The sequence below is a fragment of the Lacinutrix neustonica genome (assembly GCF_026625145.1).
Taxonomy (GTDB): domain Bacteria; phylum Bacteroidota; class Bacteroidia; order Flavobacteriales; family Flavobacteriaceae; genus Lacinutrix; species Lacinutrix neustonica.
The window spans coordinates 2,841,206-2,863,627 of the sequence record NZ_CP113088.1 but is presented as its reverse complement, the minus strand read 5'-3'; the positions used below and the strand labels follow the sequence as shown (position 1 = coordinate 2,863,627).

Annotated in this window: 18 protein-coding genes and 6 pseudogenes; 14 read left to right on the top strand and 10 right to left on the bottom strand. The window is 36.1% G+C overall.

What is annotated here, in order from left to right; genetic code table 11:
• Positions 1 to 8: 8 nt before the first annotated feature.
• From N7U66_RS15580 to mraZ, 3 genes are all read right to left on the bottom strand, one after another.
• Positions 9 to 287 (bottom strand): FtsL-like putative cell division protein, encoded by a 279-nt coding sequence (locus N7U66_RS15580; RefSeq protein WP_313791275.1) that lies wholly within the window; start codon positions 285 to 287, stop codon positions 9 to 11.
• 68 nt (positions 288 to 355) lie between these two features.
• The gene (gene rsmH / locus N7U66_RS15575) at positions 356 to 1,258 is read right to left on the bottom strand and encodes a 16S rRNA (cytosine(1402)-N(4))-methyltransferase RsmH (protein WP_267678541.1); all 903 of its coding nucleotides are present in this window, start codon (positions 1,256 to 1,258) and stop codon (positions 356 to 358) included.
• The gene (gene mraZ, locus N7U66_RS15570) at positions 1,245 to 1,715 is read right to left on the bottom strand and encodes a division/cell wall cluster transcriptional repressor MraZ (RefSeq protein WP_267676051.1); all 471 of its coding nucleotides are present in this window, start codon (positions 1,713 to 1,715) and stop codon (positions 1,245 to 1,247) included. The genes rsmH and mraZ overlap by 14 nt, the downstream gene beginning before the upstream one ends.
• Positions 1,716 to 2,011: 296 nt before the next feature.
• Between mraZ and N7U66_RS15565 the strand changes: the two are divergent.
• The 4 genes and pseudogenes from N7U66_RS15565 (at position 2,012) to N7U66_RS15550 (ending at position 4,374) form a co-directional block, all read left to right on the top strand.
• Positions 2,012 to 2,777: pseudogene (locus N7U66_RS15565) on the top strand (alpha/beta fold hydrolase).
• 244 nt (positions 2,778 to 3,021) lie between these two features.
• Positions 3,022 to 3,627 carry a ribosome biogenesis GTP-binding protein YihA/YsxC gene (gene yihA, locus N7U66_RS15560; protein WP_267676050.1) on the top strand — a complete coding sequence of 202 codons (606 nt, stop codon included), beginning with the start codon at positions 3,022 to 3,024 and terminating at the stop codon, positions 3,625 to 3,627.
• Between the two features lie 65 nt (positions 3,628 to 3,692).
• The gene (locus N7U66_RS15555; protein ID WP_267676049.1) at positions 3,693 to 4,169 is read left to right on the top strand and encodes a hypothetical protein; all 477 of its coding nucleotides are present in this window, start codon (positions 3,693 to 3,695) and stop codon (positions 4,167 to 4,169) included.
• 10 nt (positions 4,170 to 4,179) lie between these two features.
• Entirely contained in the window at positions 4,180 to 4,374 is a 195-nt protein-coding gene (locus N7U66_RS15550; RefSeq protein ID WP_267676048.1) for a hypothetical protein, read from the top strand.
• Positions 4,375 to 4,405: 31 nt separating this feature from the next.
• Here N7U66_RS15550 and N7U66_RS15545 read toward each other — a convergent pair.
• Together N7U66_RS15545 and N7U66_RS15540 are read right to left on the bottom strand one after the other, a co-directional pair.
• Positions 4,406 to 5,493, bottom strand: a pseudogene (locus N7U66_RS15545) (ABC transporter permease).
• 7 nt (positions 5,494 to 5,500) lie between these two features.
• A pseudogene (locus N7U66_RS15540) lies at positions 5,501 to 7,645 on the bottom strand (carboxy terminal-processing peptidase).
• A gap of 167 nt (positions 7,646 to 7,812) precedes the next feature.
• Between N7U66_RS15540 and surE the strand changes: the two are divergent.
• The 8 genes and pseudogenes from surE (at position 7,813) to N7U66_RS15505 (ending at position 13,255) form a co-directional block, all read left to right on the top strand.
• Positions 7,813 to 8,590 (top strand): annotated as a pseudogene (gene surE / locus N7U66_RS15535) (5'/3'-nucleotidase SurE).
• The gene (locus N7U66_RS15530) at positions 8,583 to 8,822 is read left to right on the top strand and encodes a hypothetical protein (protein WP_267676047.1); all 240 of its coding nucleotides are present in this window, start codon (positions 8,583 to 8,585) and stop codon (positions 8,820 to 8,822) included. Before surE ends, N7U66_RS15530 begins: the two are co-directional and overlap by 8 nt.
• 50 nt (positions 8,823 to 8,872) lie before the next feature.
• A complete protein-coding gene (lpxB, locus tag N7U66_RS15525; RefSeq protein WP_267676046.1) occupies positions 8,873 to 9,988 on the top strand; it encodes a lipid-A-disaccharide synthase in 1,116 nt (371 codons plus the stop codon).
• Positions 9,989 to 9,995: 7 nt separating this feature from the next.
• Positions 9,996 to 10,334 (top strand): C40 family peptidase, encoded by a 339-nt coding sequence (locus N7U66_RS22185; RefSeq protein WP_313791274.1) that lies wholly within the window; start codon positions 9,996 to 9,998, stop codon positions 10,332 to 10,334.
• Positions 10,319 to 10,540, top strand: a complete 222-nt coding sequence (locus tag N7U66_RS22180; protein ID WP_313791538.1) for a C40 family peptidase — start codon at positions 10,319 to 10,321, stop codon at positions 10,538 to 10,540. The genes N7U66_RS22185 and N7U66_RS22180 overlap by 16 nt, the downstream gene beginning before the upstream one ends.
• 25 nt (positions 10,541 to 10,565) lie before the next feature.
• Positions 10,566 to 11,204, top strand: a complete 639-nt coding sequence (locus tag N7U66_RS15515; protein WP_267676045.1) for a C40 family peptidase — start codon at positions 10,566 to 10,568, stop codon at positions 11,202 to 11,204.
• 24 nt (positions 11,205 to 11,228) lie between these two features.
• Positions 11,229 to 12,032 (top strand): DUF4131 domain-containing protein, encoded by an 804-nt coding sequence (locus tag N7U66_RS15510; protein WP_267676044.1) that lies wholly within the window; start codon positions 11,229 to 11,231, stop codon positions 12,030 to 12,032.
• Positions 12,033 to 12,055: 23 nt separating this feature from the next.
• Positions 12,056 to 13,255: a ComEC/Rec2 family competence protein gene (locus tag N7U66_RS15505; RefSeq protein ID WP_267676043.1), complete on the top strand. Its 1,200-nt coding sequence runs from the start codon at positions 12,056 to 12,058 to the stop codon at positions 13,253 to 13,255.
• A gap of 5 nt (positions 13,256 to 13,260) precedes the next feature.
• Here N7U66_RS15505 and N7U66_RS15500 read toward each other — a convergent pair.
• From N7U66_RS15500 to N7U66_RS15490, 3 genes and pseudogenes are all read right to left on the bottom strand, one after another.
• Positions 13,261 to 13,808, bottom strand: a pseudogene (locus N7U66_RS15500) (thioredoxin family protein).
• A gap of 98 nt (positions 13,809 to 13,906) precedes the next feature.
• The gene (locus tag N7U66_RS15495) at positions 13,907 to 15,496 is read right to left on the bottom strand and encodes a peptide MFS transporter (protein ID WP_267676042.1); all 1,590 of its coding nucleotides are present in this window, start codon (positions 15,494 to 15,496) and stop codon (positions 13,907 to 13,909) included.
• Between the two features lie 26 nt (positions 15,497 to 15,522).
• Positions 15,523 to 17,755: pseudogene (locus N7U66_RS15490) on the bottom strand (S9 family peptidase).
• A gap of 148 nt (positions 17,756 to 17,903) precedes the next feature.
• Between N7U66_RS15490 and N7U66_RS15485 the strand changes: the two are divergent.
• Positions 17,904 to 19,202 carry a hydroxymethylglutaryl-CoA reductase, degradative gene (locus N7U66_RS15485; RefSeq protein WP_267676041.1) on the top strand — a complete coding sequence of 433 codons (1,299 nt, stop codon included), beginning with the start codon at positions 17,904 to 17,906 and terminating at the stop codon, positions 19,200 to 19,202.
• Positions 19,202 to 20,125: a GYDIA family GHMP kinase gene (locus N7U66_RS15480; RefSeq protein WP_267676040.1), complete on the top strand. Its 924-nt coding sequence runs from the start codon at positions 19,202 to 19,204 to the stop codon at positions 20,123 to 20,125. Before N7U66_RS15485 ends, N7U66_RS15480 begins: the two co-directional genes overlap by 1 nt.
• A gap of 89 nt (positions 20,126 to 20,214) precedes the next feature.
• Here the strand turns inward: N7U66_RS15480 and N7U66_RS15475 are convergent, their stop codons facing one another.
• Positions 20,215 to 21,729, bottom strand: a complete 1,515-nt coding sequence (locus N7U66_RS15475) for a peptidylprolyl isomerase (RefSeq protein ID WP_267676039.1) — start codon at positions 21,727 to 21,729, stop codon at positions 20,215 to 20,217.
• Positions 21,722 to 22,357: a SurA N-terminal domain-containing protein gene (locus N7U66_RS15470; protein ID WP_267676038.1), complete on the bottom strand. Its 636-nt coding sequence runs from the start codon at positions 22,355 to 22,357 to the stop codon at positions 21,722 to 21,724. The genes N7U66_RS15475 and N7U66_RS15470 overlap by 8 nt, the downstream gene beginning before the upstream one ends.
• Positions 22,358 to 22,422 lie beyond the last annotated feature (65 nt).

The following is a 22,422-nucleotide window of genomic DNA, read 5'->3' as shown; positions in this document are numbered from 1 at the left end:
GAGGGAACTTAATTTTGTTGTGGTTTAACTATTATTTTTTGAGGCGGAACCTCGGAGGTTTTTAAACCTTTCGCTTTCATTTTCAGAGAGACAACAGATTCTTTTTTTAGCTCCATTAATCGCCCTCTACCATCTATAAAGGCACTTCTTAATTCTTTGGCCTCATTACCTAACCGCGCAATGTCATACACTTTTTTATCTGCACTATGCGAACTTGCAATCATGACTATCGCTAGCACAGAAACAAAGAGAATCATCCTCCAATTCTTAAAGGAATCTTCACTCACCGAGAAAGGTGCCTCTTAATATGCTATAAATGTTTTTTTTCATGCCATTGTGCTTTTGAACACTATGCTTAAGCCCCTAACTTTTCAGCTATTCGCAATTTTGCACTTCGTGCTCTATTGTTTATTTTTATTTCTTGAGCAGATGGAATTATTAAACCACCTACTTTTTTAAGAGGCACTTCGAAATTCCCAAACACATCCCGCTCAGGCTCCCCGGCAAACAAACCATTTCTTATAAATCGTTTCACCAAACGATCTTCTAAAGAATGGTAGCTTATCAAGCTCAATCGCCCTTGAGGCTTCAGTATTTCAGGCGTTTGTTGTAAAAATTCTTTTAAAGCCTCGATCTCCTGATTCACTTCAATCCGAATGGCCTGATAAATCTGAGCCAAGATTTTATTTTCATGTTTTGGAGACAAAAACTTTTTTATCGCGTGTTTGAGCTGATCACTGGTTTTTATCACCTCCAACTCACGCTGCTCAACAATCATTTTTGCCATTGCCGGAGCCGCTCTCAATTCACCATATTGCGACAAAACCTGCTTCAGTTGTGCTTCATCATATTCATTTATCACATGATAAGCAGATAACTGATTATTTTGATTCATTCGCATATCTAATTCCGCTTCGAAGCGTGTTGAAAAACCACGTGCCGCGACATCGAATTGATGTGACGAAACTCCGAAATCAGCTAAGATCCCATCCACTTCTTTTACGCCATGAAATCTCAAAAACCGTTTAATGTATCTGAAATTTTCATGTATAAGCGTGAATCGCGAATCATCAAGGGTATTCTCTATGGCGTCGACATCTTGATCAAACGCAAACAACCGCCCCTTATCACCAAGGCGGCTTAGTATTTCTTTACTGTGGCCGCCACCGCCAAAGGTGACATCTACATAAACACCATCTTCTTTGATATTTAAACCGTCCACGGTCTCTTTTAATAATACTGGGTTATGATATTCCATCGTCGCTTTCATCTTGTCCCATGACGTCTTCAGCTAAATCTGCAAAATCAACAGTCGCATCATCTATGGCTTGTTCATATTTTTCTTTATCCCAAATCTCAACAATGTTAACTGCTGAAGACACCACCACATTCTTAGAAATATCAGCAAAAACAAACAGATCCTTTGGTATCAACAATCTGCCATTAACATCCACCTCAACCATCTTTACACCCGCAGTAAAACGACGAATAAAATCGTTGTTTTTCTTCTTGAATCGGTTGAGTTTATTTATTTTTTGCATCAATAATTCCCATTCTGCCATTGGATACAGCTCCAAACATGGCTGAAAAACAGCTCGTTTTAATACAAACCCATTTTGCAACACAGGCGTCAACTGCTTTTTAAGCGCAGCAGGCAACATTAACCTTCCTTTGGCATCTGCTTTACATTCGTATGTTCCTATTAATGAGTTCAAAACGTTTTTTTGAGTCCTTGAGATTTTAAATTCAAATATATCGAAAATTTTACCACTTTTTACCACTTTTTACCACTTTGTTGATAAATAACATCTCAAGTTACTCATCTTACTCCAGCCAAAACCTTGCTATTATGCTTAAATCAATCGTTTTCAAGCTCTTAAACATGACAGTTAATACTAATAAACTATTGTTAATATGTCCCTCCACTTCAATTTTTCAAGTATCTTAAGATTACTATCATTTTTTAAAGGAATTACCTATATTTGCTTTCAACTGATTGACTAAAAATTGCATGTCTCACACACTTAAAACCGAAGGAAAGTACAACTACATTGAAGCTGGAGAAGGCACGCCAATTATAGTATTACATGGCTTAATGGGTGGCTTAAGCAACTTTGATGCAGTAATTGACTATTTTAGTGATAAAGGCTATCAAGTCATTATCCCGCAGCTCCCTGTTTATTCGATGTCTCTTATAAAAACCAATGTAAAAGCCTTTGCTAAATATTTAGGCGAATTCATAACCTTTAAAGGCTTTGACAAAGTCATTCTCTTAGGAAATTCTCTAGGAGGACATATTGGTTTGTACTATACAAAATTAAACCCGGAGCATGTTAAAGCTTTAATTATCACGGGTAGTTCGAGCTTATACGAAAGCGCCATGGGTGGTGGTTACACCAAACGTAGCGACTACGAAGTGATTAAGAAAAAAGCGCAAGACGTTTTTTATGATCCTGCTGTAGCCACTAAAGAGATTGTTGACGAAGTCTATGAAACTGTAAACGATAGAAGCAAGCTTATAAAGACTTTAGCCATTGCAAAAAGCGCCATTAGGCATAATATGGCGAAAGATTTACCGAGACATGCACACGCCTACGTGTATTGTTTGGGGAAAAAACGACGCGGTTACACCTCCTGAAGTTGCTGATGAATTTAACAAACTGCTCCCGAATTCAGATTTATTTTGGATTGACAAGTGCGGTCATGCCGCAATGATGGAACACCCTCAAGAGTTTAATAGAATTCTTCATGAGTGGTTTAAGAGCAGGAGTCTTTAGTTTACAAACTTATCTTTAAAGACCAAGACGGCTGGTTTAAAATTGATATCGCGACACTTTCTCTAAAGTTCTCGGGTTGTTCATGGGGGATATTTTTTGCTTTTCATGACTTACTCTTGTTTGCTTACTCTTAACTGCTTACTTTTGTGCCTTAGTTTTTTGACCTAATCTTTTCATACGTTCGATTATTTCCGAAAATTTTTAGTTTAATTAAAAAGATTCCCGCATTAGTAGGAATGACAAGATGAAAATAAAATCTGCTGCGTTTGTAATAAGTAATTCCGATGTGGAACGCTGTCCCAAAGGAAAAATTCCGGAATATGCTTTTATAGGCAGAAGTAATGTTGGGAAATCATCGTTAATTAACATGCTAACCAGTAAAAAGAGTTTAGCAAAAACTTCAGGAAGACCTGGAAAAACACAACTTATCAATCATTTCATTATTAACCAAGAATGGTATTTGGTGGATTTACCTGGTTATGGTTACGCCAAAGTTTCCAAGAGCGCCAAAAAAGTATTTCAAAAGTTTATTACGCAATATTTTAAGTTTAGAGAACAGTTAGTTTGCGCTTTTGTACTGGTAGATATTCGTCACAAACCACAGCCCATAGACTTAGAATTCATGCAGTATTTAGGTGAAAACGGAGTGCCTTTTTGCATTATTTTCACTAAAGCCGATAAGCTGAAACCTCAAGCTATAGAAAACCACGTGGAAGACTACAAAACCGTCCTTTTAGAAACTTGGGAAGACATGCCACAGTATTTCATCACCTCGTCTTCTAAAGATATAGGTAAAGAGGAGGTCCTTGATTTTATTGGAGAGCTGAATAGTAATATGATTATTGAATAATTCTAAAAATCAACCGCTTTTCTATAGCTTTAGAAGACGGGATTCTTATATTAAACTCTTTATAAATGACAACATTTTTAATTGACTATAATCTATACTTTATACTTCTTGCCGTAGTTACTATTATCGTTGTTGGCTTTATTTTTGTAAAACGGTTAAATACTGAAAAAGACAGAAAGCTTGAGCTCATTATTGGAATCACAGCAGGCGTGTCAATCATTATGGTCATGTATAATCTCATTTTAAACACGCATTCCAATAATCGCGTCGAAGAAAATAGAACGGCTCATATTACTTTAGAAAACATTCAAAGAAACTGGCTTTCTCCTCAAATTGAATTATCACAAGCGTATCCGGAAGGGTTCTTTCTTTTTAAATCGATGACCCCGGATGTTAATCATGACGGTTTTGAACCTACAACCTATGATGCAGCCAAACGCAATCAAATAGAAATTGTTAGTTCTATACGCGTGTTTCAGGCGATGGAAGATTTTTTAACCATAGGATCTCATGACCTTACAGGAAGTAATGTCTCGGATTAACAATTTTTTAATGTGGCTTCAATCTCCCATATTAAAGGAAAACTGGAAAGCACTTTCTTTTAATTATTCAAAAGACACCGGAGAAATGGTGGATCGCCTTATTTTAGAAAGTGATAAATTTACACAAAAAAGAATAAAAAAGGGCACATTAACCAACCAAGACTATGATGACATCTCTGCAAATTTTAAAGTCATTTTTCGTTAATTGACCCACCAAACAACAAAGTGGAATCCCATCAATTTTTGACATCTAAAGCATCCCGCAACGCGTTTCCAATAAGCATAAACGCCATAACTAAAGTCATAATACACAACCCTGGAATAATGGCTAAATAAGGCTTCCCTAAAATAATATAATTATAGTGGTCTTTTATCATCGCTCCCCAACTTGCCATTGGTGGCTGCGCACCAATACCTAAAAAGCTTAAACCGGATTCTATTAAAATGGCCGCAGCAAAATTAGCGGCACAGATAACTATTACTGGCGCCATGATGTTGGGTAAAATATGTTTCGTGATTATGCGATAATTATTATACCCTAATGCTCTTGCAGCAGTCACATATTGTAATTCTTTTGCACTAATTATTTGTCCTCTTACGACTCTAGCGACTTCCACCCACATTGTTAAACCTACTGCTATAAATACTTGCCAAAACCCCTTCCCTAAAGCTAAAGTGATAGCAATAACCAATAGTAATGTTGGAATCGACCATGTGACGTTTATAACCCACATAATTAAGGCATCTATTTTACCACCAAAGTAACCTGCGATACTTCCCATAAAGAGACCAATAACCAAGGAAATAAAAACAGCCACAAAGCCAATAAAAAAGGAAATGCGGGCACCAACTAAAATCCTACTTAAAAGATCGCGACCATATTTATCGGTTCCTAAATAGAAGGTCTTCTCAGAAATTAAAGCTTCGGCGCTTGGTCTATTTCTAGTTGACAGGTCTTATCTAAACCTGTCATTCCATCTGCAGCGTATTCTGTATAATTAATAGAGGACCCCTGGAATTCATAATTTGAAATCGGGATTTCGGTTGCCGTATTAACCGTTCCAAAGAAGAGTTGTTCTAAAACATGTTGCTCATTTTTTATTTTTGTAGGTAGTGTAAGCATGGTCACCTTAAAACCAGGTCTTTTCGAATGAATAGAAACATGCATTTGGTTTGCATGCTGAGAATTATCGGGTGCAAATACATAAGCAAAAATAGAGACTCCCCCTATAAATACTATAAACCAAAAACTTAAAACGCCCCAAAAATTCTTTTTGAATTTCCGGAGCGCTAATTTGCTTAATGAGTTGGTGTTTTCACTCATTATTTATTTAATGTTTTAACGTCGCTACTTTCTTAATTTCGTACGTCATTTTTAAATCGTTCAGCACGTTTAAAGCTTCTTCAATATACACATCTTGACTTAAACTTTCATGCCAACGCACGCGCTTTTCCTTTAAAACAGTGTCTTTTACAAACAGTTGTTTTTCGTAAGGCAAAGACTCAAATGTTAAATTCGTATTGTATTTCCCGATGGCATCGTACTGTTCTGCTTCTTTTTCATTTGCTTTTTGTTCAGCCTTATACGTTGTATAATTAAGTGAATAGGTGTTATCATCCATTTGTGTTTTTATCCACCTTGCATTTTTCTCTATTAACTTCAACTGTTCATTATTAGCCATTCGGGCTTTACTATTGCTTATGGTCGTGTCATAATCAAAATAGCTATTCCGGAACGTATAATCTACGGCATCAATCTTGTCCCAAGGTAATGGATTGTGTTGGTCGCGTTCTCCAATGTCCACAAAACTGTAACGGTCTCGGAACAACAACATCACTCTTAACACCTTCTAATTGTGTCGAACCGCCATTAATTCTATAAAACTTCTGTCTCGGTGATTTTTATGGCTCCTAAGTCACCATGGGAACTATTTCTAACCATTCTATTAAGATCCAAAATATTTTGAACTGTTCCTTTACCATAGGTTTGTTTACTACCAATAATGATGGCGCGTTTATAATCCTGCATGGCTGCGGCCAAAATCTCTGAAGCAGAAGCCGATAATTCATTAACGAGAATCACTAATGGGCCATCCCAAACAATAGACTCGTCTTCATCTTCCAATACCTCTTTTGGCTCATTTGTAGATCGCACCTGAACCACTGGTCCATCTTTTATAAATAATCCAGCGATATCTACCACCGTTTTTAAAGAACCTCCGCCATTGTTTCTCAAGTCTAAAACTAGACCTTCAATGTTTTGCTCTTTTAATCTTTCAATTTCTTGTCTAACATCAGACGCCGAATTACGTTTATTATAATCTTCAAAATCGATATAAAATTTCGGAAGGTTAATCACCCCAAAGTTTTTGCCATCTTTAATAACCGTAGACGATTTAGCGTAGGTTTCCTCCAACTCTACTAGGTCACGGGTAATAGTAATATCTTTAATCGTACCATCTACTTTTTTCATGGTTAGAATTACTTTTGTTCCTTTTGGGCCTTTAATTAATTTAATAGCATCATCAATACGCATGCCCACGATACTAACCGCGGCGTCTTCCCCTTCTTGTCTCACCTTTAAAATAATGTCTCCCACTTCCACCTGCTGGCCTCTCCAAGCTGGCCCACCCGAAATCACTTCAACAACCTTGGTATAGTCCATACGTTTTTGAAGTCTTGCACCAATACCTTCTAATTTACCGAGACATTTGCTGATCGAAACGATCTTTGTCAACTGGCGCGAAATAAGACGTATGGGGATCAAATTCCTCAACGATAACATTCACATACATTGTAAACCAATCTTTGCGCTCCATGTCATTGATGTAATCTGTATAATACACATCCAAGTTTTTTAAAGTTTCCCCTCGGGCTTCAACCTCTATTTCTTTGAGTGTCTTTTTTGGCTTTAATGTTTTGCCATCAACTTTTACAGTATCGGTTTCCTGCTGCGTGATTAACTCATCATAACTAGCAATGGTACTAAATTTAAGTAATTGTCTCCAACGTTCTTTTAATTGCTTTTTAGTTTTTACATACTCGTGATTTTCATAATCGGTATCAAAACTTTCATTAGCATTAAAATCGAAAGGTTGCTCTAACACTTCCTTGTAATACGTTTGAGCCTCTGCCATTCTTTGAACTAAACGTTCATTCGTGATATTGAAAAAAGTAATGTCATTGTCGCGAAGCTGATTATCAATCATCAACTCATACTTTTGAAATTCTTCAATATCTGATTTTAAGAAAAAGCGTTTTAATGGGTCAAGCCGCTCCAAGTATGTTTTATATACATCTTTTGAAAAGTCATTATTAAAATCCTTTGGCTGAAAGTGCAACTGCTCTAAAGCCAATTTCACTATTTGAATTAAAAGTTTGTCTTTATTTGGGTCGTTATCAACTTTAGCTGTAAAACTACATGAACCAAATGCTAGTAACAGTACCAGCATGAGAATGTTATATTTCCTTTTCATAAGCGTTCTTAATCTTTTATATCGTTGTCCTAAACGAAAAGTTTTCACTAAAATAGTAGAAAAAACCGTGCCAACAATTTAATGACGCGCTAATTTTTTGTTAAACCACTTAAAATTAAATATTCCTTAAGAAATTATGTATTTTAGCTAATAATTTAAGGCCTTAAATGACTAAAAAACCGCTTATTTTAGTAACTAATGATGATGGTATAACAGCGCCAGGAATCGTGACATTAGTCTCCATCATGAAAACGCTTGGAGATGTAGTAGTTGTAGCACCGGACAGTCCACAGAGTGGCATGGGGCACGCCATTACTTTAAACTCTACCTTACATATTGAAAAAATTAGAGTTCCGGAAGGCGACTATGAAGCTTACAGTTGTTCCGGAACACCTGCAGATTGTGTGAAAATTGCCATTAATGAAATTTTAGACCGAAGACCAGATTTATGTGTTTCGGGTATTAATCATGGTTCCAATTCATCTATAAATGTGATTTATTCTCGGTACGATGAGCGCTGCTATAGAGGCCGGGATTGAAGGCATTCCTGCAATAGGTTTTTCTTTGTTAGATTTTAGTTGGAATGCCAATTTTGAAGCATCCAAAGACTATGTTAAACAGATAGCAAAGCATGTTTTAGAAAAAGGTATTGCTGACAACACCGTGCTTAATGTTAATATACCAAAAGTAGAAAAGGTAGAAATTAAAGGTGTGAAAATTTGCAGACAAGCACGTGCCAATTGGGAAGAGAAATTCGATAAACGACAAACACCCTATGGCAAAGACTATTATTGGCTTACAGGTACTTTTGTGAATTACGATGAAGGTACAGACACCGATGAATGGGCTCTTGAAAATGGTTATATTTCTGTAGTACCCGTACAGTTTGACTTGACCGCGCATCATACCATACAACAATTAAACACTTGGAAGTTCAATGATTAATAAAAATGTGATTATAGGATTAGCCATTGGTTTAGTCACTACTTTAATTGGCATTACCTGTTATACTATTTTTATAGGCTTGCAATTAGGTTTGAGTACAGAGGGCATCCTCAATAAAATAACATCAACTAGTGTTTTGGGCAAGCGCGCAAGTATTGGAGCCCTTTTAAATATTCCAATATTTTATTTATTTTTAAACAAAAAAAGGAAGCGCATGCCAAAGGCATACTAATTGCTATTATTTTGGTAGCCATTATATTTATGATCGATAAAATTTAAATAATGAAGTACTACATCATTTCCGGGGAGGCCTCAGGCGATTTGCATGGCTCAAACCTTATGAAAGCACTAAAACATGAAGATGCTCAAGCAGACTTTAGGTTTTGGGGAGGTGATTTAATGGCCGCTGTAGACGGCACAATGGTGAGACATTATCGCGATTTAGCTTTTATGGGATTCATAGAGGTCGTTCAAAATTTAAGAACCATCGCCAAAAACTTATCCTTTTGCAAAGAAGATATTAAAGCCTATAATCCGGATGTTATTATTTACATCGATTATCCTGGTTTTAACTTACGCATTGCCAAGTGGGCGAAACAGAAAGGCTTTAAAAACCATTATTACATTTCTCCTCAAATTTGGGCCTGGAAAGAAAACCGTATCAAAGCCATTAAAAATGATATTGATGCGATGTATGTTATTTTACCTTTTGAAAAAACGTTTTACGAAGACAAACATCATTTCCCAGTGCATTTTGTTGGACATCCTTTAATTGATGCTATTGGAGATAGGCATCAGGTTGACGAATATGAGTTTAGAGCTAAACATGAATTAAGCGACAAACCCATTATCGCACTATTACCAGGGAGTAGAAAACAAGAAATAACAAAAATGCTTTCTATAATGTTAAGCGTGGTGGACGATTATTCAGAGTACCAATTTATTATTGCAGGCGCACCAAGTCAAGATTACACATTTTATGAGCAGTTTATAAAAAAGGCCAACGTCCATTTTCTGTCTAATAAAACCTACGACTTATTAAGTGTTTCAAGCGCGGCATTAGTGACTTCCGGAACAGCCACTTTAGAAACGGGATTATTTAAAGTGCCGCAGGTAGTTTGCTATAAAGGGAGCTGGATTTCATACCAGATTGGGAAGCGGGTTGTGAATTTAGATTACATTTCTTTAGTGAATCTCATTTTAAATAAAGAAGCGGTAACCGAATTAATACAAGACGACTTTAATACTAAAAACCTAAAAAAAGAGTTAGATAAAATCCTAGATGCCTATGAACGCACCAAGTTTTTCATTAATTATTACGATTTAGAAAAAGCTTTGGGTGGAAAAGGCGCTAGTAAAAACACGGCGAAACTCATATATGATTCAATAAAAGCTTAAACTTAAGATGAGACACATAACCCTACTGTTATTACTTATCGTTTTTTCGCTTACGTCTTGCGGAAGTGCTAAAACCAAACGTGTGATTACAACGAAATCAAAGACGACTAAATCAGCACGTCCCGTTAAAAGCACAAAGACTGTGGTTAGAAAATCTACCCTTGAGCTGCCTTTAGCAAAGGATATTATTAAAAATGCTGAAAAATATGAAGGTACGCGGTATAAATATGGCGGCACCACTAAAAAGGGTATGGACTGTTCAGGGTTAATCTATACCGCTTTTAAAGAAGAGCATGTCACTATTCCACGCGTGTCTCATGCCATGGCGAAATCGGCGACTGGATAGACCTAAAAGAAGTACAAAAAGGAGATTTATTATTTTTTGCCACGAAGAAAAACAATAGGAATGTCAACCATGTAGGACTCGTTACCGCAATATACGGGGATGATGTTGAGTTCATTCACTCCACTACCAGTAGAGGTGTCATTACTTCAAAACTCAAAGAAAAATATTGGTATTTCGCATTTGTACAGGCACGACGTTTATTATAATCTAAATTTTTCGTATCTTGATTAGGTGAAACTCCCAAAATTCACTTCAATAGAACTCTTGGCTTGCTTCGTTTTAGGAATATTGATGGCTTATTTTTTTGCTATTCCTACTGCGATTTCTCTGTATACCGCAGTTTTTCATGTTATTGCTCTCAGCACTATCTTTTATTTTTATAAACAAAAGAGATTAAAACCTTTTTGGTATACGGTCTTCAGCTTTTTATCTATTCTATTCATTAATAGCATAACCACAAGACTTAACAGCGAAAGAGAAACGGCATTAATTACGCTCGCCATCATTCACAATGCTGAAAATTACGAAGGCACTCAATATAAATACGGGGGCACCACAAAAAAAGGCATGGATTGCTCTGGCTTAATTCGCACCATTTTTAAAGAAGAAAACATTGCCTTACCTCGAGCGTCTAGTGCCATGGCACAAACAGGGGAATGGATAGCCATAGAAGAAGTAAAAGCTGGTGACTTACTCTTTTTTAGAACTAGAAGTAATACTAGCCGTGTTAATCATGTGGGTTTAGTAACGTGTACTGAGAATGATGCTATAGAATTTATTCACTCCACGACCAGTCAAGGGGTTATTACTTCTAAATTAAGCGAAAAATACTGGTATTTTGCGTTTGTTCAGGCGCGACGCGTATTGTAGTATTTTTTTTACTATCTTAAGGGAGTGAAACTCCTAAACTTCACCATAATTAAGCTAACGTCTTGTTTAGTTTTAGGAATATTAATTGCTCATTATTTTGCTATTCCTTTAACTTTATCTTTGTATGCAACGCTTTTATTGCTCTTTATTTTAGGTGTTGTCTATTTCATGACAAAGCAAAAGGTATTGAAAACGTTTTGGTTTGGTCTGTTTAGCTTTCTCAGCATGATATCAATAGGTGTATTAACCACAAACGGACATAATGAAAGTCAAGACCCTTTAAACTATACACACATAGCCTCGGCAGAACAACAGATTACATTTAGAATCCGAACGGCTTTGAAATCGGGAAGTTATCATGACAAATACATTGTCGATATACTTAAAATAGATAGCCTCTGCGCCTCCGGCAAAGCCCTACTTAATGTTTCCATAGAAAGCACTGCGCCAACCTTAAAAGTTGATAACGTATTAATAACCTCAGCAGCTTTTCAAGACATCAACAGTAATCTCAATCCCCATCAATTTAATTATAAAGATTACTTAGAAAAACAATACATCTATAAACAACTCTATGTAAAACCTCATCAGCTCTTATTTGTAAGAGAACAACCGCACACCATTTACGGTTACGCAGATGCTATTCGGGAGGCGATTAACTCAAAGCTAGAACAAACCAACTTTTCGCCTGATGTATTATCGATTATTAATGCCCTCATCTTAGGACAAAGACAACAGTTAAGCAAGGACATTTATGAGAATTATAAAAATGCAGGTGCGGTACATATTCCGGCTGTTTCGGGCTACATGTGGGAATCCTCTTGTTGATACTGCACACCTTATTTACGCCTTTGAAACGCCTAAGGTATGGGAGACCACTCACCATACTATTACTCATTCTTATCCTATGGGGCTTTGCTATAATTGCAGGCTTATCGGCTTCTGTAATTCGTGCAGTAACCATGTTTAGCATCATAGCTATTGGTATGCATTTAAAACGGCCCACTAATATTTACAACACCTTAGCGATTTCTGTTTTTGTATTATTGCTTTTTAAACCCCTATTTTTATTTGATGTCGGTTTTCAGTTAAGTTATTTAGCCGTTATAGCTATTGTCGCAGTACAACCAAAACTGTTTCAGTTATGGCGCCCTAAATCGTATCTATTAGCCAAAACATGGGGGTACTTTACGGTAGGTGTCGCCGCACAATTTGGAGTTTTGCCCATTAGCCTCTATCACTTTCATCAATTTCCTGGGCTTTTCTTTGTGGCTAATATTATAATCATCCCCTTTTTAGGGATTATTTTGGGCATGGGTATACTAGTTATTGTTGTTGCGTTATTAAACGCGTTACCGCAATGGTTAATAGACATCTACGGTGTTATAATAAAGGGAATGAATGTGCTCATGCAAGGGATCGCGGATCAAGAAAGTTTTTTATTTAAGGACATTTCATTCACCATTTATCAATTATTTGCTGCGTACCTATTCATTATCGTAGTTGTACAGTTCGGGATAAAACAGAACCTCAAATGGTTACGCTATACCTTAGTTAGCCTTTTGTTATTGCAAGGCTCGTATTTGTTCTCTAAATATAAAAACAGTTCTCATGAGCTCACCATCTTTCATAAAAGCAGGCATACCATTATAGGAAAAAAAACAGCTGACGCATTACTGGTGTATTCTAATTTGGATAGTCTACAACAGTTTTATAACCTGAATGATTATAAAGTAGGAAACAACATTAAAACAATAAAAGAAAAAACCTTGCCTTCGGTATTAAAACTTGATAACAAACAAAATTTACTAATTATAGATAGTCTTGGAGCCTATCAGGTTAAAAACTTTAAACCCGACTACATATTACTAACCCAATCACCAAAGGTAAATATGGTAAGAATTTTAAATGCTTTAAAACCGAAACTCATTATTGCAGACGGTAGTAACTATAAAAGTGCGATTGCCCGTTGGAAGCTAGCATGCAAAAAACAAAAAACCCCTTTTCACTATACAGGTGAAAGGGGAGCTTTTTTATTCGATTTAGATTGAGTTGATTACTCTGTAAATTCTGCTTTGAAGTTTTGGGAATACGCACTAAATTTAGCTTGAGTATCCATGGTTAAATGTTCATCCTTCTTAAACATTTTTAAATACAACTCTAATTGTTGTGGCTTTTTATACCAGAAATTGGCGCTATAAAGTCTGCGTTCTCATCTAAAAATACTAATGTTGGATAGGCCCGAACACTAAAAAACCGCGACAATTCATGTCCCGAATTTCTAGTTTTAGCTTTCGCAGGGTTATAATTAGGATTTGTAAACGTCTTGTCTTTAAATTTTACGATATCGTTGCCTTCTGCATTGAATTTTACAGCATAATAGTGTTTGTTTACATAAGCTGCTACATCTTTATTATTGAAGGTATTTCGATCTAACATTTTACAAGGACCGCACCAAACGGTGTACATGTCCATCATTATTTTTTTAGGATTTTTCTTTTGAAGCGCAACAGCTTCTTCTAATGTCACCCAATTGATTTCCTGTGCAACCAATGTTGCTGTTGCAAAAAAACCAATTAATGCCAAAACAATATATTTTTTCATTTCTATGTTATTTTTTTAACCTAATTGCAAATAGTGTTCCAAAGTTACAAAAATACAAAACGCCTCTAGGAGGCGTTTTGTTAAAACTTATAAGTACACTACTGTATCCCATGCATCATTTTCTTAATCTTTCCATTAAGCAAAAACATAACTAAGGCTGCTACAATTGGAATGATTGTGAATATTAAAAAGAAATTAGACAAACCGTGTTCTTCCATAATTGGATCCATATAACTCCCTGTTATACCTCCCAGTAGGTTTGCTAAAAAGTTAGAAACGAACCAAATACCAAACATCATCCCTACCAGTTTTGCAGGTGCCAGTTTACTCACATAACTTAAACCCACAGGAGAAACACAAAGTTCACCAAGTGTATGTAGCAAGTAAGCTCCAACCAAAAACATTAAACTAACAGATGCTGTTTTAGCACCATCAGGTATTGCCGTAGCTCCAAAAGCCAAAATACCAAATCCTAGTCCAACTAATAACAACCCTATTGCAAATTTGACTGGTCCTGAAGGATTGAATTTACTTTCCCAAATCTTAGAGAACACTGGCGCAAACAATATTATAAATAACGAATTTAAGACCGAAAACCAAGATGCTGGAACCTCAGTTGTATCTGCTTGAAATTCTCTATTAAGCATCCAAATTACTATACCCCATATGATAACAAAACTTAAGCCTAACCAGATATTTGAGAATGAATATTTACTAAACGTCTGCTTAAAAAGCATAGCTAAAACCCATGAAATAACCAACATAGGCACTATCGTTATTACAGTGTTTACAACTTTAAATGTAGTTGCTGCACTTCCTTCTAGAGCTCTATCTGTATAATCTGCAGCAAAAATAGTCATTGAACCTCCTGCCTGTTCGAATGCCCACCAGAAGAATACAGTGAACAAGGCAAATATTCCTATAACAGTCATTCTGTCTCTAACAACATGAGACTTTTCTGCTTTTTCTAAAACATCTTCTATATTATCACCTACTTCATCAATACTGTTTTCGATAGCATCGTCAAAATCTTCTGTTTGATTGGGAGATAATCCAATTCTTCCAAATATTTTTTGAGCAAAATAAAATTGTAGCATACCCAAAAACATAAAAATTCCAGCTAAACCAAATCCGTAGTGCCATCCAATTTTTTCTCCTATATATCCACATAATAATATACCTAAAAATGCTCCAGCATTAATACCCATATAAAAAATAGTGTAACCAGCGTCTTTCTCTTTACCCTGACCTTTATATAGCTGACCTACCATTGAAGAAATATTTGGTTTAAACAACCCATTACCTACAATTAGACAAAGTAAACCAACATAGAAAAACATAGAAGTCATCCCTTCTAAAGCCATGGATGCATGACCTAATGTCATTATAAATGCTCCTAAAACGACAGATCTTCTATAGCCTAAAAATCTGTCCGCTATAAATCCTCCTATGATTGGAGTTAAATACACCAAACCAGTATACCATCCATATAAAACTAATGCATCTGCTCTATCCCATGCCCATCCACCTTCAAGTATGGATTTCGTCAGAAATAGCACTAACAATGCTCGCATTCCATAATAAGAAAAACGCTCCCACATTTCTGTAAAGAACAAGACAAACAACCCGGATGGATGTCCTAGCACGGTTCTTTGATTAGTTTCCGAACCTCCAAATTTAAATTCCATATATAATTATATTAGTTAGTAATTTATTATCCTTTAACTTTTACTGCTTCGATTTTTTCGTTTGTGATGCCTATTTTATCACCCAATGTGCGGTCTATAAAATTTGTCATTTTTTTGTATAAGTGCAAACGTGTATTCCCGCCGTAAATACCATGATTTTTATCTGGATAAATCATCCATTCAAATTGCTTATCGGCTTGAATTAAAGCTTCCACCATACGCATCGTGTTTTGCACATGCACGTTATCATCACCAGTACCATGGATTAACAGAAAATCCCCTTTTAATTTATCGACATGGTTAATGGGTGAGTTATCATCATAACCACTTGCGTTTTCCTGTGGCGTGGTCATGTAACGTTCTGTATAAATTGAATCGTAAAACCTCCAACTGGTTACTGGTGCGACAGCAATGGCCATTTTAAAGATAGCATTCCCTTTAAACAGAGCATTACTACTCATAAAACCACCATAACTCCATCCCCATATCCCTATACGTTGTTGATCGATATAGTCCCGTTGCCCGAGTTGTTTAGCCGCTTCTATTTGATCTTCCAATTCAAATTTTCCTAATTCTTTTTGAGTGACCTTCTTGAAATCAGCGCCTTTTAATCCCGTACCTCTCCCATCGACACACGCGACTATATACCCTTTTTGGGCTAGCATTTGGTACCAGTAATCATTTGTCGTATGCCATTTATTAGCTACCTGCTGTGACCCTGGTCCCGAATATTGATACATGAATAAAGGATAGGTTTTGCTGGCATCAAAATGAGCAGGTTTAATTAGCCACATATTCAAAGCGTTACCATTGACCTCAATAGTAGAAAATTCTTTTGGCGACGTCACATATTCTGAAAGTATTTGTGCCACCTCCTCATTATCTTTAATGGTTTTTATTACATCGCCATTTAACGCATCATTAAGAGTATAACGTGGTGGGCTTGATGCACTAGAATACGTATTTATATAATATGTAAAATCGGCACTAAAGTCGGCATTATTGGTGCCTTGAGATTGAGACAACCTTTGCTTGTTGGTACCATCTAGTTTTATAGCATAAACATCGCGATTTATTGAGCCCTTTTCTACAGATTGATAGTAAATTCTATCTGTCTTCTCATCATAGCCATAGTAGTTGGTCACTTCCCAATTCCCTTTAGTCACTTGATTAATGAGTTTTCCTTTTTTAGTATAATGGTAGATGTGGTTATACCCATCCTTTTCGCTGGTCCAAATAAAACTTTTATCTTTTAAAAAAGTTAAATTATCAGTCACGTCAATATAAGCTTTATCCTTTTCTTCAATTACTAAATACGCCGTATCCTCTTTCGTGTCTATGATCCATAGGTCTAGTTCATTTTGATGGCGATTCATGTAATGTGCACTTAACATATCTGGCGCATTGGTCCATTTAATTCTTGGAATATAAAAATCGTCGTAGGTTTTATCAAGTGTAATGGCTTCAGTGGTGTTTGCCTTTAAATCGTGAACATGAAGCGATACTATAGCATTGGCTTCCCCTGCTTTTGGATATTTAAAAACCGTTTGAGTTTGGTATAAATCATTACCATATACATCCATTGAAAATTTCGGCACATTGGTTTCATCAAAGCGAATAAAAGCGATTTTATCGCCTGTGGCATTCCATTCGAAAGCACGAACAAAACCAAACTCTTCTTCATAAACCCAATCGGTAATACCATTAATGATTTTATTTTTTACACCATCAAAAGTAATCTGACTCGTTTTACCTGAAACCAGATCTTTCACGAATAGGTTGTTATTTAAACCATAAGCGACCATTGTGCCGTTAGGTGAAAACGTGGGTTCTTGTATCTTATCTTCTGATACCACAGTTAATTTCTGAGACTTCACATGACACACGTAGTATTTCGCTAAAGTAGAGCGTCTAAAAATGGGTGTGACCTCTGTGGCTAAAAGCACTTGGTTTTCATCTGCACTAAAGGTGTAATCTGTAAAGTAATCTAAAGCTTCTATAGCCGATGAGTTTACCAGTGTTTTTACTTTCTCAAGTGTTTTATAATCATAAACATCTATGGTTGTCATGCCATTCTCCCGATCCGCATTCAATACAGAGTATTGTTTTCCGTTGTTCATTGAATGCAAAGCATCTAGACTTTCGGTTCTAAAAGTTCCATCTTTCCAGCAGGTCTTCTAATGTTATGGATTTGTTTTGTGCTGAGGATAAAGAGGTTGCTAAAAAGCAGAAAAGTAGTAAATATTTATAAAATTGCATTTAGAATATTTTTATCTTAAAAGAATGCCAAGTTTACTAAAAAATAAGCAAAAAACCCTATTTATTAACACTTAAATAAGTAATCTGAGTTTCATACTTCGAAATATGATTTTGAGAATAGTATCTTTGCACACTTAATATACAAGGAATGAGTAGATCAATTTCTGGTTTTTCTAAGCTTACAAAATCTGAAAAAATAGATTGGATAGTCACCAATTACCTTTCAAATTCAAGTATAGCCAAAGAAACCATATCACAATATTTTAATGAAGACCTAAAACTTCAGCAACTTCATGATGAGTTTATAGAAAATACAATTTCTAATTATTACTTACCATTTGGGGTAGCCCCAAACTTTTTAATCAATGGGAAGACCTATGCGATCCCAATGGCTATTGAAGAGAGTTCTGTAGTGGCTGCCGCCAGTAAAGCGGCAAAGTTTTGGATGACTCGTGGCGGATTCAAAACAGAGGTTATTTCCACCACTAAAATAGGGCAAGTACATTTTATATATACTGGTGATTTCGAGACTTTGAACCAGTTCTTCAACGCTGTAAAACCTCAATTAATTGCCGACACAAAACCCATGACTAAAAACATGGAAAAACGAGGTGGTGGTATTTTAGACATTGAATTGCGTAATAAAACCAAAGACATAAAGGGCTATTATCAGCTTCATGCCACTTTTGAAACACTGGATGCCATGGGGGCCAATTTTATAAACTCCTGCTTAGAGCAATTTGCAAAAACCTTTAAAGCGGAGGCTGAAAAAGCGCTTGATTCTCCTATAGAAATAATAATGAGCATTCTCTCTAACTATGTACCAGATTGTCCGGTTAGAGCCGAAGTGTCTTGTAAAATTGAAGACTTAAAAGACAAAAATATAGCCGCAGAAACCTTTGCCAAAAAATTTGTGCAAGCCGTTTCTATTGCCGAAGTTGAGCCCTACAGAGCTGTGACTCATAATAAAGGCATTATGAATGGTATCGATGCCGTTGTTTTAGCAACGGGGAATGACTTTAGAGCTATTGAAGCCGGAGTACATGCCTACGCTTCTAGAAACGGAAAATACACCAGCTTGACCCATGCCAAGATTGAAAACGGCGTCTTTACATTCCGGATAGAAATTCCCTTGGCCCTTGGAACCGTTGGCGGTTTAACCAATTTGCACCCTTTAGTTAAAATTGCTTTAGATATTTTAGGGAAACCCTCTGCAAAAGAACTCATGCAAATTGTTGCAGTGGCCGGTTTGGCTCAAAATTTTGCCGCCTTACGCTCCTTAACCACAACGGGGATTCAAGAAGGACATATGAAAATGCACCTAATGAACATTTTAAATCAGTTTGAAGCTACAAAAAATGAAAAAGAGGTTATTGTTAATCATTTCAAGACAAATACGGTAACGCATAGTGCTGTGGTTTCTGAAATTGAAAAACTAAGACGCTAATGCAACGGTTTTACAGTCATGGAAAATTACTACTTACAGGAGAATATGTAGTTTTAGATGGTGCAAAAGCTTTGGCCTTGCCTACAAAATTTGGACAAATGTTAACCGTAGAAGTTCTAGACGAACCCAAAATTAAATGGCAAAGTTTAGATGATCAAGATGCAGTTTGGTTTGAAGATGAATTTGTACTTGTGGATGAACAGACTATCCAGTCACAAATGCCCCACTACGACCGTTCCGTATCTAGCCGGTTGATAGAATTATTACAAGCGGCTCAACATTTGAAGCCTACTTTTTTATCTACCAAAACAGGATATAACGTGACCTCAAAGTTAGAATTCCCAAGCAATTGGGGATTAGGCTCCTCATCGACTCTAATCAACAATATTGCCCAATGGGCTCAAGTAGATGCCTTTGCGTTGTCGAACGCCACGTTTGGAGGTAGTGGTTACGACATTGCCTGTGCACAACAGCATTCTCCCATTGTTTATGAGAGACAGCATACCAAACCAAAACTACAGCCTATTATCTTTAATAAAGCTTTTAAAAACGACTTGTTTTTTATTCATTTAAATCAAAAGCAGGACAGTCGTGAGTCTATAAAAACCTATCAGGAAAACAAAACAAACAGTAAAGAAACCATTCTAAAAATAAATGAAATTACCCAGGACATTTTAGATTGTGCCACCCTGAACACCTTTGAAACACTCATCGAAGCACATGAAACATTAATTGGAACAGTCACTAATCAAACACCAGTAAAACAACGTCTTTTTAATGATTACCAGCATGCCATTAAGAGTCCGGGTGGTTGGGGCGGGGATTTTATTTTAGCTACGGGGCACAAAAAAGAGGTTCATTCTTATTTTAAAAGTAAAGGCTATCACACGATTATGGCTTTTCAGGATATCATTTTAGAATAAAATCAATACGACCTATAATTAAAAAGGCCTCGCAGTGCGAGGCCTTTTTAATTTATAGTATGCTATAAGCAGTACCTATAAGACATTAGTTATTGCACTGTGTTTGCTCTATTATCTTCAATTTCTGCTGCTTCTTTCAAAGCATTATACAATCTGGTATTTATAGCCATAGACTTTTGGGTAGAGACTTGATTGGAGAATGATTGGTAGTTTTCCAATTTTGAAGCAGGCGTCAATTTCGTTAACTGCACCATATAAACACCTTTGTTACCTGTCACTAACCCTGAGGTTTGCCCTTCTTTTAATCCGAATGCTGTACCGACTACAATTGGTTCTAATCCTGCTCCAGCAACTGTTGGATTCTTCATATTAATCGCTAAAGCAGATTTCACTGTTTGCTTTTCAGCAGCAGCTAAATCTGTTAAGGTTTTTGCCTTAATTCTATCTTTAATCATTTCAGCTTTTTTCTCTTTTCTGATTTTTGGTAATGCCGTTACAGAAGCATCTTCAATATTCATTAAACCCGCTTCATTCTTCTTTGTTAACTGCACCACAATATAACCGTCTGTCGTTTTAAAACGTTTAATATCGCCAACCTTTGTACCGTCTTCAAATGTCCAACGTACAAGGCTTCTTTGCGCTCCTGCTCCTGGGATGTTTTCATCTAAAACTTTAACCGTATTTACAGGATTTACTTTTAGGTTTTTAGCCTTAGCCACCTCTTGAAAATCTTTATCTCCAACAGATACTTCAAAATTAGATGCATCTCTAAAAATAGCGTCTTCCGTTTCTATTGACGGTTCAATTTTTCTTTCAATTGTTGCTACTTTATAAGCTGTATCTACATTTTTCTTTTCATCAATTCTAATAATATGAAAACCAAATTTTGTTAAAACAACATCAACAGCCCCCGTTTCATTAAAGAATAAGAAATTAGCAAAATCCGGATCAAACGCTGCCGGATTATAGTCCGTTAAGCGTATCCATCCAATGCTTCCATCTTCTCCTTTTGTTCCGTCTGTATTAATTTCATTAGCCACTTCAGCATATTTGACTTTATCGTTTTTTACTAACGTTAAAATACTATCTGCCATTTTCTCAGCCTCCGCTTTTGTTCGTGTCAAATCTGGCGTTGCCGTTTGTGTTCCTGCAAAAGGAATAATAATATGGCTAGATTTAATAGAATCTGCTAATTCTCTTTTAGCTAAAAGCTTTGTGAGTTTATACGTTTGCCCATCTCTGTACGGCCCATATACATCCCCCACATTTAATTTTAAAATACTGTCTTGAATATTTTTAGGAAAACTAGAAGCATAAACAAATTTGTCCTGAAATTTAACTTCCGCATCAGAATTTGCATTCACAAATTCTTCTGCTTTTTCAATAGACACATTAGCGAAACCAGGCGCTCTTTCTGTTTCTTTAGTCGTCTCGTTATAAACTTCACGACCTTTAACCAATGCTATTAAAGCATCCTGAATCTCGTCTTCATCTTTTATTGATGCCAGTTCTTCAAACTTTACATATTGAAAGTTTCTTGACGCTTCAACTTCGTATTTTGTTTTGTTTTTTGTGATATAATCTTTTATTTCAGATTTAGACACTGATACAGTACTGTCTCGGAATAGAAGAAAAAGGTATTTGAACAAATTTGATATCTACTTTATCATTCTCTAACTTATATTCTAATTCACCTTCTGCCAAAGTAGCTGTTGTAGCGCCTTTGATCATATTGATATAGTTTTGCTGTAAAGCAATCGCCGCTATTTCTTTTTCTCCTTCAATCCATCTTTGGTAAAATTGTGGAGATGATTTTTTTAAATCGGCAATGTATTGATTCATTAAAGACTCATCGTATACGCCATCTGCATTTAAAAACTGAGGACTGTTTGCATAGCGCTCTTTTAATAAATCACGCATTTGCTCTCTACCTACTTTCAATCCTAATTTTTCATATTGCGCTTCCATAACCGCTTTTCTAACTTCGGTATCAAATACTTGATTCATGATTTGAGACTGTGTAGCGTTTGGGTTTTGTCTTGCTTCCACCTGAGCCATAAATTGCTCTCGAGAAATATCTTTACCATTAACAGTCACTACTGTGTTTGGTGACTTAGAGAACAAAACATCTTTGTTATCTAAAAGCCCTGATAATATAAACGCAAATAATGCTAATGCGATTACTAAAATAAGTACGACTGTTTTTTCTCTAATTTTATTTAAAATTGCCATTTTTAGTATTGATTTTAGGTAATATAGTGGGCGAAAATACCATTTTCTGTTTAATAAAAAAAGCA

Bases quoted from the DNA above. Each gene is read 5' to 3' on its own strand.
- rsmH (WP_267678541.1), bottom strand. From the start codon at position 1,258: ATGGAATATCATAACCCAGTATTATTAAAAGAGACCGTGGACGGTTTA.
- yihA (WP_267676050.1), top strand. From the start codon at position 3,022: ATGAAAATAAAATCTGCTGCGTTTGTAATAAGTAATTCCGATGTGGAA.
- N7U66_RS15555 (WP_267676049.1), top strand. From the start codon at position 3,693: ATGACAACATTTTTAATTGACTATAATCTATACTTTATACTTCTTGCC.
- N7U66_RS15550 (WP_267676048.1), top strand. From the start codon at position 4,180: ATGTGGCTTCAATCTCCCATATTAAAGGAAAACTGGAAAGCACTTTCT.
- N7U66_RS15530 (WP_267676047.1), top strand. From the start codon at position 8,583: ATGATTAATAAAAATGTGATTATAGGATTAGCCATTGGTTTAGTCACT.
- lpxB (WP_267676046.1), top strand. From the start codon at position 8,873: ATGAAGTACTACATCATTTCCGGGGAGGCCTCAGGCGATTTGCATGGC.
- N7U66_RS22185 (WP_313791274.1), top strand. From the start codon at position 9,996: ATGAGACACATAACCCTACTGTTATTACTTATCGTTTTTTCGCTTACG.
- N7U66_RS15495 (WP_267676042.1), bottom strand. From the start codon at position 15,496: ATGGAATTTAAATTTGGAGGTTCGGAAACTAATCAAAGAACCGTGCTA.
- N7U66_RS15485 (WP_267676041.1), top strand. From the start codon at position 17,904: ATGAGTAGATCAATTTCTGGTTTTTCTAAGCTTACAAAATCTGAAAAA.
- N7U66_RS15480 (WP_267676040.1), top strand. From the start codon at position 19,202: ATGCAACGGTTTTACAGTCATGGAAAATTACTACTTACAGGAGAATAT.
- N7U66_RS15470 (WP_267676038.1), bottom strand. From the start codon at position 22,357: ATGGCAATTTTAAATAAAATTAGAGAAAAAACAGTCGTACTTATTTTA.